10 protein-coding genes and 2 pseudogenes are annotated in these 14,644 nt (G+C 34.0%); 6 read left to right on the plus strand and 6 right to left on the minus strand.

All coding sequences use genetic code 11. The annotated features are described in order from the left end of the window. Positions 1-555: 555 nt before the first annotated feature. Positions 556-2,244, plus strand: coding sequence for an ABC transporter ATP-binding protein (locus MKY09_RS11510; protein ID WP_342566691.1), 1,689 nt, complete (start codon positions 556-558; stop codon positions 2,242-2,244). Positions 2,245-2,692: 448 nt separating this feature from the next. On the opposite strand, the gene MKY09_RS11515 is transcribed toward MKY09_RS11510, so the two are convergent. Both MKY09_RS11515 and MKY09_RS11520 read right to left on the minus strand, forming a co-directional pair. Then, positions 2,693-3,976: a S41 family peptidase gene (locus MKY09_RS11515; RefSeq protein ID WP_342566692.1), complete on the minus strand. Its 1,284-nt coding sequence runs from the start codon at positions 3,974-3,976 to the stop codon at positions 2,693-2,695. Positions 3,977-4,081: 105 nt separating this feature from the next. Next, positions 4,082-4,495 carry a phage integrase SAM-like domain-containing protein gene (locus tag MKY09_RS11520; protein WP_342566693.1) on the minus strand — a complete coding sequence of 138 codons (414 nt, stop codon included), beginning with the start codon at positions 4,493-4,495 and terminating at the stop codon, positions 4,082-4,084. Positions 4,496-4,518: 23 nt separating this feature from the next. Here MKY09_RS11520 and MKY09_RS11525 point away from each other — a divergent pair, with 23 nt between their 5' ends. Together MKY09_RS11525 and MKY09_RS11530 are read left to right on the plus strand one after the other, a co-directional pair. Further along, complete coding sequence (locus tag MKY09_RS11525) at positions 4,519-4,734, plus strand: RNA-binding domain-containing protein (protein ID WP_342566694.1); 216 nt, start codon at positions 4,519-4,521, stop codon at positions 4,732-4,734. A 247-nt stretch (positions 4,735-4,981) separates the two neighbouring features. After that, positions 4,982-5,200 carry a hypothetical protein gene (locus tag MKY09_RS11530; protein ID WP_342566695.1) on the plus strand — a complete coding sequence of 73 codons (219 nt, stop codon included), beginning with the start codon at positions 4,982-4,984 and terminating at the stop codon, positions 5,198-5,200. Positions 5,201-5,977: 777 nt separating this feature from the next. Here the strand turns inward: MKY09_RS11530 and MKY09_RS11535 are convergent. Then, a pseudogene (locus MKY09_RS11535) lies at positions 5,978-7,545 on the minus strand (IS3 family transposase). Positions 7,546-7,622: 77 nt separating this feature from the next. Here MKY09_RS11535 and MKY09_RS11540 point away from each other — a divergent pair. From MKY09_RS11540 to MKY09_RS11550, 3 genes and pseudogenes are all read left to right on the plus strand, one after another. Continuing rightward, positions 7,623-8,939: an RNA-directed DNA polymerase gene (locus tag MKY09_RS11540; RefSeq protein ID WP_342566696.1), complete on the plus strand. Its 1,317-nt coding sequence runs from the start codon at positions 7,623-7,625 to the stop codon at positions 8,937-8,939. Positions 8,940-8,979: 40 nt separating this feature from the next. Further along, positions 8,980-10,547 (plus strand): annotated as a pseudogene (locus tag MKY09_RS11545) (IS3 family transposase). Between the two features lie 194 nt (positions 10,548-10,741). After that, complete coding sequence (locus MKY09_RS11550; RefSeq protein ID WP_342566697.1) at positions 10,742-11,113, plus strand: hypothetical protein; 372 nt, start codon at positions 10,742-10,744, stop codon at positions 11,111-11,113. A gap of 267 nt (positions 11,114-11,380) precedes the next feature. Here the strand turns inward: MKY09_RS11550 and MKY09_RS11555 are convergent, their stop codons facing one another. The 3 genes from MKY09_RS11555 to MKY09_RS11565 form a co-directional block, all read right to left on the minus strand. Next, entirely contained in the window at positions 11,381-11,617 is a 237-nt protein-coding gene (locus MKY09_RS11555) for a hypothetical protein (RefSeq protein ID WP_342566698.1), read from the minus strand. A 365-nt stretch (positions 11,618-11,982) separates the two neighbouring features. Beyond that, a complete protein-coding gene (locus MKY09_RS11560; RefSeq protein WP_342566699.1) occupies positions 11,983-12,456 on the minus strand; it encodes a hypothetical protein in 474 nt (157 codons plus the stop codon). After that, positions 12,457-14,247, minus strand: coding sequence for a T7SS effector LXG polymorphic toxin (locus MKY09_RS11565; protein WP_342566700.1), 1,791 nt, complete (start codon positions 14,245-14,247; stop codon positions 12,457-12,459). Positions 14,248-14,644 lie beyond the last annotated feature (397 nt).

Here is a 14,644-nt window from a genome sequence, read left to right on the forward strand (position 1 = left end):
ACCTGGGTGCCCATCAGAATCATCGATGTCTGCCTCGTTATTAGCAATCAAAGTGAAAGAAGACCAAAATGAGCGCTACACTCTCTTCTTCCTCAGCGTCGCAGCCAGTGGTTAGACCTTCCATAATGAACGATGGGTAGCAGGCTTATTAAGCAGTGCACTAAGTGCCCGCAAGGGGGAAAAGCTATTTCCTGTGTCAACCTTGTCCGTTCCATTGTCTCATGGGCACGGTCTGAGAGAAAAGTAGATTGAAATAAAAAAGGACGAAGTACTGAAATGGAGCATCCTCCAATCTTCGTCCAAACGATATGAAGTTAGGCAACTCAAATAAGCAGGTAAGCACCTGTCAGCTTTATTTAGTCATGTTAAAAATAGACTTTTCCTTTTTGGCTCCCTCGGTAAAGCAGGGGTCAAACAGGTAAAACATAAAAAGGGTGAGGGAGCCAAGAGGCGACCACTTCCTATAGGAAATCCAACAGATCCTCCAGCTGTCCGGATCAACTGGAAATTCTATCGGAAAGAGCTCTTATTACTAATATACGAGGGGGAACGATTTTGATAAAATACATAAAAAAAAACCCATGGAGCATATCCTTTGCAGTTTTATTTAGAATACTCACCTCTGCTATGCAAGTTTATATAGCTATAATTCTGCAGAAAATAGTGGATTATATTGTTGAAGGAGATTTAAATGGCTTTTTAAAATATATTATTTTTATTGGAATATATTTTATTTTTTTTGGTATTGTCTATTATTTAAGTAATATATTTTTATCCAAATTTTTAGAAAATTCAATGCTTCACTTTAAAAATGATATATTTAATGGTTTAATTATTAAAAAGTATAGGGAATTCAAAAATAAAACATCTGCTGAATATATTTCGAATCTATCTAACGATGTGAATGATATAAGTAATAATTACCTTTATTCATATATTATCTTGGTTGGGGATATAACCCTATTGATTCTAACAATTGTTGTTTTACTTTATATAAATCCCTTGATCACTCTCTGCTTAATTAGTGCTTCTTTAATCTTATTCTTAATTCCAAATATTTTCAGTAAGCCTTTACAAAAAAAACGAGATATTGTTTCTACTGAGAATTCATATTATACGACAAAAATAAAAGAATTATTTGAAGGTTACACGACAATTCAAACCTTTGATTTATTAAGAGTAGCAAATGCAGAGTTTAAAAATGTAAATAAAAACTTGGAGAACAGTAAATTTAATTTGGCAAATTTAAATTCTATATTCTCAACTATTGCTTCTTTATTAGGGTTGGCTACATTGGTTATTGGAATTTGTCTTGCAGGTTATTTTGTCATAATAGGAAAATTAACTACCGGAAGTTTAATAGCAGTTATACAATTAAGTAACGGAATTACTCAACCACTTCAAGCAATTGCTCAAAAAATTACTTTAATTAACAGTACAAAAGGTATAAGAAATAAATTATTAGAAATATCGAATAATGAAAACCAGCTGCTAAAATCTAGATTAAATAAAGGTAATATAATTTTAGAAAATGTCTCTTTTAACTATGAAAATCGAAAAAATGTACTAAATAATATTAGTCTTACTTTTGAAAAAGGAAAAAAATATGGAATATATGGAGAAAGCGGTTCAGGTAAAAGTACTCTATTCAAATTAATTGTAGGTTTTTATCAAAATTACTCAGGGGATATTAAAATTGGAGAACAATCCTTAAAATCTTTAGGGGTTAATGATATTTGTTCCAATATATCTATAATTGAACAAGAAGTATTTTTCTTCAATAAAAATATTAAAGAGAACATACTCTTAAATAAAACTTATGATTCTGCCTTATTTGAAGAAGTTGTTAAACTTACTGGGGTAGACGAGATGGTAAATGATTTACCAAACAAATATGCTACTAAAATTTGTGAATATACACAAAATTTTTCAGGAGGTCAAAAACAACGCATCGCTATAGCCAGAGCTCTATATCATAAAAAGGAATTTCTCCTTATAGATGAAGGGACATCAGCATTAGATATAGATAGCTCTATAAAACTAGAAAAAGGAATTTTGGATTTAAAAGACGTAACAATTATTATGATCAGTCACAAATTTAATATATCTACCTTAACGATGTTAGATGAAATTTATATATTTGATGGAGGAGTTATTGTTGAAAGTGGTAATTTTGAAGAATTAGTAGAAAAAGATGGTGTTTTCAATAGACTCTTTAAAACAGATAAGGTATTTTCATATTAGAAAGTATTACCGCAGTTTTTATTATACACAACTAACAATAAATATCAGGTACTCTTGTGTTCTTTAAGGATGTACTAATTTCTCGTTTGCTGTTTAAATCGCTTATATAACCTACTATGGAATGGTCTAATAATAATTTCGTCCGGGACCTTAAACATGCTGACGAGTACATAGCATGTTAAGAGATAAAAAAATTGCTACTTAAAGTATAGAAACGCTAATGAGTCTTTGCACTACCCAGGTGACTTTATTCACCTGGGTCATTTTCCACTTAGATAATACCGTTCTAAAGCAGCTTCTATGGTCTGCCCAATAAGCTATTCTAATAAGTTTAAATCTGAAGAAGCTATATTTATGATTTCCTTCAATGTACTTTTTAAAAATATAAGATAAACTCTTTTTTAAGAGTCTATCTTACATGGCATATTTTATTCTGTTAATTTTTTATTTATGAATTCACTTTTTGTTGAATTAATTCCAAAGATTTTTCTATATCCTTATCTTTTAAAACAAATTCAGGTGTCCATTTAATATAAAAATCCGGTTTTAAACCTGTACCAAAAGCTGGATGATGAATCGACTGACTTTTTAATTTAGATATCGGGTATGAAAGTGCATATTTATTTTCCCATTGCATCATTACTAAATCACTATAATCATTAATCCCCATAGTAGATCGGCCAACTGTAGTAACTTTTGACGACTCAGCACATACTTCAATAAAAGATTCTGCAGCACTTGCCGTATATTCATCCATTACTATAATAACTTTCTCTGGATTAGAAGTTCCCTTAAAGTCCTTTTGCAAAGTTTCAAGGATTTGAGAAAAGTCCACTTCTACGAAACCTTTGCCTCGATTATGTTTAAAAATATTTTCTGCAAAATCAAGCATCTTTTTCGTGTTAGAATCCACTTCTAAATGACGAACTTGATTACAAATTTCGAGAAATAGATCAGCATTTCGTTCGGTACAATTGAAAAGTCTTGGTTGCAAGACAGTATTTGGTTTTTCCCCAACCGAAAACATAAAAGGCTCTAGAGAAGACAACAAAGTAGCATTACCCCCTCCATTCCCCCGTAAGTCTACGATTAAATTTTTGTTCTTTTTAATATCTTCGATTGAACCTTTTAATAAATTTTCTACTTTTTGCTGTTCCGTTAAATTTGATATTTTTATATAGTATATATTTTCTTCCATTAAATAGTTTTCAAAAATTGCTTCCGTTTTTTGAATATCATATTTTTCTAATGTAATAGTTTTAATTTCATTTTGATCATTTACATATTCTATAGATTTCGCATAATTTAATAAAGTTTCCCATTGTTGGCGTTCTTTAATGGATTCTCGAAGGATTTTTTCTTCTGATTCACTTATTTCTTTGATTGTTTTTCCATCAATAGAAATAATTTTATCACCTATTCTCATTCTTTTTTCTTCTTTATTTGTAATTATATATAATGCATCATCATACCATTTTACCTTAAAACCACATGTTTTATTGTGTAATGTATATGCTTGATTGACAGTAAAGTAAATATGTTTATCACCGAAATCTAATAAGTATTCATTTACCAATTGACTAAATGTCGTATCATCCAGTGTATTTTCTTTTTCTAAGAGTTCTATTTTATTTAAATACTCATCAGGTCGATCCCAGCCTTCCTTATCCTCACATCCAGCATAATCATGATGGGTAATTTTAATTATCTCGTTAAAGATTTCTTTAAACATTATTAGCCCCCCTTATTTTAAGTTATATTTTACCATATATTATATAATTATATAATTGAATAATCATTCAATTCAACTTTTTTTTTAATAATATCGGACGATATATTAAGATGAAAGTATCTTCTTAGTTAAAATATACGACAAAAATATCTCTCGTTGAAGCGTATTAACCATTACTCGCAAGGTTTTAATACGGGTGTTAATCGTAGCAGGTTTTAGACCGATTTCTTTCTCTTTACGAGTATCGACCTTTCGGTACTGAACGTGCTTAAATTGCATATACATAATCCATTCGCGGATATACTCATGCGTAATAAACTCTACGTCGAAGTTATTACCGTGCTTCTCGATATACTCGCGAAAGAATCCGAAGTTCTCTTCGTATTGGTGGACGGTACCTTCCGATACACCTTCCGACACCTTTACGTTAACAAACTTGCGAAATAGATTACGGATGTCTCGTTCATCTGCCGAATCTTCTTTCACATAATTGGCGATATAATTACGCCGTTTCCTCATTACTGACTCCGAGATATATTGTAATGGGAGTTAAAGATAGAATTGGAGAAATTCGTTCGATTTCTGGAATATCTTCTGAAGATATAGTGGATTCTTCTAGTTATCAACTGTTTATATTAAATAATATAGAACCTGATGTGAATATCAATCTACATTACATTGATTACCAAGATAATAAAGTTGCCGTAATTGAAATTGATGACTCCGATGACAAACCTTATTTATTAAAAAAAATATAAAAACTTAAATCAGGGCCTAAGCTTAATAAGAAAAGGTAGCACCAATTCTATAGCCAATAGGACTGATTTCGATAGAATATATGAAAAAAAGACAGGGAAATTTGAAATTAAAATAATTGATGAACATCTGAGAGCCATAAAGCCTGTAGACGGCACCGCACTTTTAGATATTTCCTTTAGAAACCTAAGTACCAATCCTGTAACAATTGTTTCCGGTATATTGTTTGTAAAAGACTACCAAAATAAAGTGAGAACTAAGCACGTCGTTTACGGTTTCGAATCTGAGATGGGAGTAGATTTTAGTTTAGAAATTCCTCCTAAAAGAGAATTAATAGGTGAACTTGATGTTGATTTTGGATCTACGGATTGTTTAAAACTTAACCTTGATAAATACGGTTACACCGATGAACGATTTATCTTTGTATTGCATTTCCGAGATTCTTACGATAATGAATATCATACCTAAGTTAACGAGGGATTTGTATTTGCTAAAGGCGAATTTCTTTGGAAGGAAGCTCAAAAATGAAAAACGAATGATATGAAGATGTTTTAAAAATGAAGGGAAAATATTTTCATTTTCATTACTAAACTTACTTGAATATAAAAATTGAAGAAACAACTGTTACACACTGTTTTTATAAAAATAGTAATACAGACCACCTGTTTACTCTTTTGTCCGCAATTTGTCCGCATAATTAATTTTCTGTACCGTTTTTATTTTACTGAAATGATTTACACCGTCTCAAACACCTTATTAAACCAGACTTATTTAATCTATTCGAACTCAGCTTAACTAGATTATATAAGTAAGATAAATTCGACAAGGTGGGGGTCGCTGGTTCGAGACCAGTCGGGACCATCTATTATGTGTATAAATTAAAACCCCTTTCGGTATCACATTTAATTACGTTGATACCGAAAGGGGTTTTTACTATTTTAGGGTTGGGTTATATTGAGACAGGCACAGAATATTATTTATTTATATATTTCAACAAATAACTTTTTTGAAAATTTTTCATTATCTTTCGAAGGATTCCTTATAGATAATCTTTTAGCAATAATATTTTCGGTGTTTGTCAATATAGTTGTCGCATTTAGCTAGTTTAGTATTTTAAAAATACATGTTCTTATAATCTTGTAACCCCTAATTCAGTCTAGGCTACCGCGCTGTGCTTGCTGGCCTGTTGATTGGAATGGAAAGGAAGAGCGTTCTTTCCATTCCAACCAACAGGGTAACGGGGGATTACGGTTTAACTAATACTTCTTTTTTAGCCTCATCCCGCATGGGATTAAGCGCTACTTGTTCATGTGGTGCCCAGTTTCTCGTTTTCCGAGCCCATCGCTCAGGATGCTTCTCTTTCGCAACTTCGTACACATCTTTTCGCCTTTCTAATATCGCCAAATGTGCTCCCGTATGGCACTGTACTGGCGTTACGTAATTGAGCCCACTGTGTAAGTGAACCTCATTGTACCAATGGACAAACTTTTGCGCCCATTGTCTTGCTTTTTCGAGTGTTTCAAAGCCTTTATGCGGGAAATCAGGTCGATATTTTAGCGTCCGAAACATCGCTTCTGAATACGGATTATCATTACTCACACGTGGTCTTGAAAAGGAACTTTGAATGCCCAGTTTCTCGAGTAACACTAGGAATGTCGCAGCTTTCATCGGGCTACCATTGTCCGAATGTAGAACAAGTGGCGTTCCTTGAATTTTTTCACTGATCACTGCTTTTTTCACGAGTGCTTCCGCATGTTTGGATTCTTCTGTTTCCCATACTTCCCAGCCGACTGCTTTTCTACTAAACAAATCTAGAATCAAATAGAGTCGATAAAATAAACCTTTCACGGGTCCACCCAACCAGGTAATATCCCATGTCCACACTTGATTGGGAGCCGTCGCAAGATGGCTTTCTGGGATTCTTCGCTGTGGCTTACCACTACGTCCCCGATGATTTTGCATCTTTTCTTCTTTTAATACACGATAAAAGGTGGATTCAGATGCAATATAAGTACCTTTATCTGCGAGCTTCGGAACGATTTGTGTTGGTGGTAAATCCGCGTAATCTGCTTGTTTCACAACGGTGATAATTTCGTCTCTTTCTTCTGGTGATAATTTATTTTTCGGTACGGGACGTTTTGTAAGTGGTCGCTGATCGACTTTCACTCCGCCATCGGATACCCAACGCTCATACGTACGTACGTTGATGTGTAGCTCCTGACAAGCCTTCGCTATTCGTGCACCATTTTGATTGGCTTCTTGTATTAATTTCACGGCTAGTGTGCGATTTGCCGGGTCAATCATTCGTCCTCGTCGTCCCCCCAAATCGCTTGGGCCTTTTTTCTTAGAAGTAGTAATGCCGCAGCTTCCGCCAACGCTTTCTCCTTCTTTTGTAAATCTTTTTCTAATGCTTTTGCACGTTTCTGTTCTTCTTTTAGTTGAACATTCAACTGCTTGGACTGATCAAATGCTTGCCCATTTGCCTGAAGGCAAACACTCTTCCATGCTTCAATCTGTTCCAGATACAAACCCTTTTTACGGCAATACTCCGCAAGCTCCAGTTCATTCATCGCAAATGTTTCCATCACGATTAAAAACTTATCTTGACTGTTCCATTTGTCGCTTGTTTGTCCATTACCTGGCGTTGCAGTTCCAGCTACGCGAGCTTGCTTTCGCCACTTATATAGCGTCACTTCTGAAATACCTTCCGCTTTGGAAATTTGCGAAACCGCTTCGTTGTTAGGTGGCATCATACGCTTCAAAATTTCTGCTTTTCGTTCTTGTGTGTAACGTGTTCCATTTTGTTTTGTCATTAACGATCGACCTCCGTGTATTTTACTTAATCATATCACGTTAGCCTCGTACGACTTCTATCCTAACAGAGGGGGTTTTGAGATACGATCAATTAATAGTTTCATATAGTAAAAACTCCAAATATAGTGTTCGATCCCCAATCATAAGAAATCAACCTGTATTTATACCTTCTCAGGCTATTAAAGATGAATTAATTAGAATTGAACAAGAATTTAGTTTTACACAAGGTGTTTCAATAACTAGTGATGAGACAGAAGCTTTTTTTTATAATTATTTTTCTTATAGAAATCACAAGAAAATTACCAATTTATATAAATCAAATAAATTCCGAAGAGATCTTTACAAATATAATTTTTTTAAGAAACTTGATATTCAAAATTTCTTCGGTTCAATATATACTCATTCTATTGCGTGGGCAGTATTTGGAGACAAATCAATCGCAAAAAAATATAAAGGACGATCTTTTGATGAAATTTTTCCGAATGCGACTGATAAAGTATGTCAGCTTATTAATTTTAATGAAACAAATGGAATAGTTGTAGGTCCTGAATTTTCTCGGGTAATTTCCGAACTCTTATTGACTAGAATAGATGTAAATTTATATCAGGCATTAGAAAAAGAAAACATACAATTAGGTAAAGATTATAAGATATATAGGTTTTTAGATGATTTTTTTATTTTTTTTAATGATAAAAAAATTATTGAAATGATTGAAGAAAATCTTTTTATCAATCTTGAAAGTTATAATCTAAAATTAAACACAAGTAAAAGTGAACTACAAAGCAAACCATTTTTTGTATCAGACCCAGCAATAATAAAATTAATTTCTCTTTTAGATTTATTTTTAATTAATACACAAACAAACCTTTCCTTTTCTATTTATAATAAGAAAACAAAATCTTTATGGCTTAAATTACAACAAAATATAGAACTAATTCTGTTAGAATACCCAAATTCAACATCTAAACTCCTTAACTACTTTCTAAAATTCGTTAGGAGTATTTTAAAGCTTGAAATACATCAATTTAATCTTGCTCATATTTTAGAAACTATTACTAACATATATTCGCTTAATATAAATTACCATAGTACACATAATTTAATTGCGACTTATGCAGTATTAAGTCAAAAAATAGTTAAATTATCAGCGGAGGAAAAGTATGATTTAAAAGATAAAGTTGAGTATTTAGAAGAGAGGTTTTTCCAACACTTGTTTATTTCTCTTAGAGATAACTCAGATAAACTACCTCAAATGTATGATCTATTTATATATTTAAAAACTTTACCAAAAAAAATTAGTAGTGATTATCTATGTGAGGTTCTAGACAATTATAATGATTACTTTATAACTTGTTCAACCCCCTCTGTTAGGATAGAAGTCGTACGAGGCTAACGTGATATGATTAAGTAAAATACACGGAGGTCGATCGTTAATGACAAAACAAAATGGAACACGTTACACACAAGAACGAAAAGCAGAAATTTTGAAGCGTATGATGCCACCTAACAACGAAGCGGTTTCGCAAATTTCCAAAGCGGAAGGTATTTCAGAAGTGACGCTATATAAGTGGCGAAAGCAAGCTCGCGTAGCTGGAACTGCAACGCCAGGTAATGGACAAACAAGCGACAAATGGAACAGTCAAGATAAGTTTTTAATCGTGATGGAAACATTTGCGATGAATGAACTGGAGCTTGCGGAGTATTGCCGTAAAAAGGGTTTGTATCTGGAACAGATTGAAGCATGGAAGAGTGTTTGCCTTCAGGCAAATGGGCAAGCATTTGATCAGTCCAAGCAGTTGAATGTTCAACTAAAAGAAGAACAGAAACGTGCAAAAGCATTAGAAAAAGATTTACAAAAGAAGGAGAAAGCGTTGGCGGAAGCTGCGGCATTACTACTTCTAAGAAAAAAGGCCCAAGCGATTTGGGGGGACGACGAGGACGAATGATTGACCCGGCAAATCGCACACTAGCCGTGAAATTAATACAAGAAGCCAATCAAAATGGTGCACGAATAGCGAAGGCTTGTCAGGAGCTACACATCAACGTACGTACGTATGAGCGTTGGGTATCCGATGGCGGAGTGAAAGTCGATCAGCGACCACTTACAAAACGTCCCGTACCGAAAAATAAATTATCACCAGAAGAAAGAGACGAAATTATCACCGTTGTGAAACAAGCAGATTACGCGGATTTACCACCAACACAAATCGTTCCGAAGCTCGCAGATAAAGGTACTTATATTGCATCTGAATCCACCTTTTATCGTGTATTAAAAGAAGAAAAGATGCAAAATCATCGGGGACGTAGTGGTAAGCCACAGCGAAGAATCCCAGAAAGCCATCTTGCGACGGCTCCCAATCAAGTGTGGACATGGGATATTACCTGGTTGGGTGGACCCGTGAAAGGTTTATTTTATCGACTCTATTTGATTCTAGATTTGTTTAGTAGAAAAGCAGTCGGCTGGGAAGTATGGGAAACAGAAGAATCCAAACATGCGGAAGCACTCGTGAAAAAAGCAGTGATCAGTGAAAAAATTCAAGGAACGCCACTTGTTCTACATTCGGACAATGGTAGCCCGATGAAAGCTGCGACATTCCTAGTGTTACTCGAGAAACTGGGCATTCAAAGTTCCTTTTCAAGACCACGTGTGAGTAATGATAATCCGTATTCAGAAGCGATGTTTCGGACGCTAAAATATCGACCTGATTTCCCGCATAAAGGCTTTGAAACACTCGAAAAAGCAAGACAATGGGCGCAAAAGTTTGTCCATTGGTACAATGAGGTTCACTTACACAGTGGGCTCAATTACGTAACGCCAGTACAGTGCCATACGGGAGCACATTTGGCGATATTAGAAAGGCGAAAAGATGTGTACGAAGTTGCGAAAGAGAAGCATCCTGAGCGATGGGCTCGGAAAACGAGAAACTGGGCACCACATGAACAAGTAGCGCTTAATCCCATGCGGGATGAGGCTAAAAAAGAAGTATTAGTTAAACCGTAATCCCCCGTTACCCTGTTGGTTGGAATGGAAAGAACGCTCTTCCTTTCCATTCCAATCAACAGGCCAGCAAGCACAGCGCGGTAGCCTAGACTGAATTAGGGGTTACAAGATTATAAGAACATGTATTTTTAAAATACTAAACTAGCTAAATGCGACAACTATATTGACAAACACCGTCAATTGCATATTATATTTTGGACAATTCACTAACTCGAATTAATCCCATTTATATTACAGTTTTAAAAAAATTAAAAACTAAATTCGAAAAATTTGATGAAAACTACAAATCAAAAGGTGCAGATTCGAAATTTTTAGAAAGTGACTTTTTTTACTTTTTGAATGACTTTTCTTTTTATCCAGCTTTTGATATTAACCTAAGAAGTTCATTAAAAAAGACTTTGTTAAAGAATTCTAATTACTCTATCACACAAAATTCAAGTAAAGAAGTAATTGAAACAATAACTAGTGAACCTTATTATAAATGGGATAAAACTCCAGAGGATTTTATAAAAGAAATTGCAAAAAAAAGTTCTAATTTACTTAATAGATCCATTAAATATAATTAAAATAACATAGCCATAAATAAAAATAGCGCACCTATGTGGTGCGCCTCGCTAGTCGATTTCTGCACATAGAATACCAACAATAACTCAGTTATATTCATCTAATCCCTCCACGCTTTATCATAATGTGAATGGAAATGATGTCATTACTTGAACTCGGAAATATAATAAAAGCAGCAAGCAATCGCCCGCGGCTTTGATTTAAAGCTCGATAATATCAATTTACATAGTTTTGTTGCGTAATTCACTATATGCCACAATTACGTTTATTCAATCACGTTCTGCCAGTTGATTAATTAGATTTTGCAGTAATTCTCCAAAACCTGCCAGTTGTTCATCTTTCGTGTCGTAATCACTTATCTTTGCAACAGCTAAATAAAGATTTAGTGCGTTATCAAACGAAATTCCTAGCTCTTCCCCTATCTCCTTAACTTCCTTTCCAATTGTTACAATACGACTCTTATCCAAACGATCGTGTCTTGGTATTTGTTCAAATAAAGTCCCCATCCAATCACTCCTTATTATATCTCCCAAAGATAATGCAAATATTTAATGTTACCATTTAATTCATCTTCGCTACTTACCTTTAAGATTCTCATTTGTTATGTCAAATTCCTTTTCACTACTATAACAAATATTAGATGTTTAATTGTTTACTAAACCTTCAATCAATTAATTGAAAGTCTTTTTCATCAATCAACATATTTCGTTACACTTAGTGAAACAATTAACTCTTCCCATTTCTGCACAATTCTAGGATTATTTTCATCTAGTAATGTTCGTGTACCTAAAACTACACTAATTTTTAGGTAGATGTTATGTTAACTTCTTCTATAATTATAATGATTTTTTGGTTCATAATTATCAAATGCCTAGTTTGGCAATTTTTCTTTAATGTAAGAATGTTCAAGAAAACTAAGCAAACCCTTGTTTAGATATTTAACCTGGTATTGATCTAAATCACTATTGATAATTAACTGACCATTCTCTTTTCTAAGTAATTGATCCGAACCGTTTTCTAAAAACAATAGATTTCCGCCAACTTGTCTCATAAGATTCCCAATAACTTTAAACAAAACTTCTATTCCTTGATAGAAAGTGTTACCAAATAATTGGACCCTAATGCTTACATTTACATCTATATCGTAATGCCTTCTAATAAAAGCTATGTCAGATATATCCTCAATTTCTAAAGCTAATGAAAAATACTTAATCCCAATAACTATCTCTTCTTCACTAATGTGAACAGTTATCTCTTCGTTCACAGATTCAACTATTATACTTCGAATAATTTCCGCCAGGGATTTACAACTTAAATTAGAGCTTAAAAACAATTCGTAATCCATTTATTTCTCCTCTCCAATTACTCGAGTAATTTTTCCGTTGTTTACAATAAGTAATTCTTTTAAGTTTTTCAAATCTCCATTTGGATTAGCTTTTCTTTGAATACCTTCAGTAATTTCAAAAATTTTCTCAGGTGGAAAATTATCCACATTAAGAACAATTCTTTCTGCCTGTGTTTTTGTTTTACTTGTTATGGTCCTAAGAACATTATCTGTCTTCGTATTTGGCGTTGGAGCATAACAATCAAATACTTTGCCTTCAATGAGAAAATCTGGATTAGATGTTGCTTTTATGCCGTGACCATTACCGCCATTTACTTCATTTAACATTTTTATTTCATAGCCCTCATTTGCCAAGAAATCTGCTGTTTCATTCTCTTTCTTAACACCATGTGAATCACCCTTTGTGTATTCTCCTTTTGGCTTACTCCCATTAGGTAATGAAGGTTCAGTTAGATTAGTATTTCCCGTACCCTTAGATATTCCTTCACTAGTATTACTTGTACCTTCAGTCACATTATTTCCATCATCTGTAACTTTACCATCCCCCGCAGCATTCCCAGGTTTCTTAACCGGTGACGTAGTTGCTGCCAATCTAAGTCCAATTATGCTTCCTACAAATTCAAAGCTATTTTGCCAATGTTCTTTGGACAAAGGATCATCTGGTAAGATTGCTTCTTTAACCATTCCACTCAAACCAAATGTAGCATAATTTAAAAAGTCTAGTTTTGAGTCAAACATCCTGGCACTTCTTTCATTAGATCCTGACACAATTCCATCTGAAATCCCAAAAGTCCAATAGTTTACAAAATCATATGGAGAGTCTAGTGCCTTTTCACGTCGTATACGTACCCCATCCCAAAAGTCTTCCGCAATGCCTTTAAAACTATGGAAGGATTTCACGAATATGTTTTGTTTAATATCTTTTTCTTCAATCCCAGTGCTCTCGGGTCTTGCACAGGATAAGACAAGCATATCTGTACCCACAAAAGGATTGTGTATCCCAATCAAACCCCCGTAGCCAAATCGTATAGGACCGTTACCAGCTATGAATGCTTCCAACATAGTCATTAACTGATTTTCTCTATTCACTATGGAGGAAAGTACAGCAACAGGAGATGTACGAGATGCCAATTCTGTCTGCAAATTATTTTTAGCAGTCAATGCTCCCCAGTTATCTGCTTGGAAATGAACATCCGTTAGCCCACTTTTAAACATTCCTTCTATATCAGAGAGCCATGTTTCCATTGTCCGAATATCCTGTTCCATGGTGTTTAAAGCAGTCGTCTGTGTTGCATCAAATTCATACAGCTGCGAGAGCGTATCATCACGTTTTCTCTTAGAACTAATAACCCCCTCCTGCACTGCGCTATCATCTAAATGAGGCAGTGCTACAATATCACTCACTTGATCCATGATGCTATTTGTTTCGTCTGTTAGACTGGCGGTAAGTTGGCCAATAAGTGTCAACCCCTGCTCCAGTTCTCCCTCTAAAAATTCTTCTAATATGTAACCTGATAGGTCTGGTTCGAGAGAGTTAAGAGCTTTGCCAATTTGATAAAGCACTTGTTGAGAATTGTAGGAAAACAATTGAAAAAACTGAAGAAATGGCAAATGACATTCCTCATAAAAGGAGCGAATGGCATTTCCTCCTTCTCCTTTTAATTGATCCTCCATCTGAACTAGTCCTTCGACTCCACGTTGGATTGTTTCTATTTCAGTATTTAATCTTTCTAACATTGTAATGTTTCGCTGTAGCCCATCTTGTAATAAATCTACATCCAATACCTTCATAGGCTTGTCCTCATCACACGTTCAGAAAAATTCTTTTCACTATATCCTTTAGTATACAATAATGCCCCATAGGTGAACATTCTTCTCCCCCTCTAGCAAACTATTAATAGTTACCTTACGTATTAGTCTGTATATAACCTCCTGATAACCTTTTCCTACTGATGAATAAAAAAAACTGTTAAATAGCTAGTGCCAAATATAAAATTTCATTACTTTTATCTTTACTAAATCTTCTTTGATTGAGGGTACTTTCTAGTTATAAAATGTTGGAATCTAAAGATAAAATAAAAATTGTATTTACTAGTATATTTGCATATATAAGGTATAATTATATAAAATTAACTAAGTATAATAAAATATTAGGAGATTACAAAATCCTCTTGTTACGTTTCAATAC

The sequence above is a fragment of the Psychrobacillus sp. FSL K6-4046 genome, assembly GCF_038624605.1.
Classification (GTDB): Bacteria; Bacillota; Bacilli; order Bacillales_A; family Planococcaceae; genus Psychrobacillus.

Excerpts from the sequence above, each read along its gene's own strand:
- MKY09_RS11565 (WP_342566700.1), bottom strand. The coding sequence starts at position 14,247 with ATGAAGGTATTGGATGTAGATTTATTACAAGATGGGCTACAGCGAAAC.
- MKY09_RS11555 (WP_342566698.1), bottom strand. The coding sequence starts at position 11,617 with ATGGGGACTTTATTTGAACAAATACCAAGACACGATCGTTTGGATAAG.
- MKY09_RS11525 (WP_342566694.1), top strand. The coding sequence starts at position 4,519 with ATGGGAGTTAAAGATAGAATTGGAGAAATTCGTTCGATTTCTGGAATA.
- MKY09_RS11560 (WP_342566699.1), bottom strand. The coding sequence starts at position 12,456 with ATGGATTACGAATTGTTTTTAAGCTCTAATTTAAGTTGTAAATCCCTG.
- MKY09_RS11520 (WP_342566693.1), bottom strand. The coding sequence starts at position 4,495 with ATGAGGAAACGGCGTAATTATATCGCCAATTATGTGAAAGAAGATTCG.
- MKY09_RS11515 (WP_342566692.1), bottom strand. The coding sequence starts at position 3,976 with ATGTTTAAAGAAATCTTTAACGAGATAATTAAAATTACCCATCATGAT.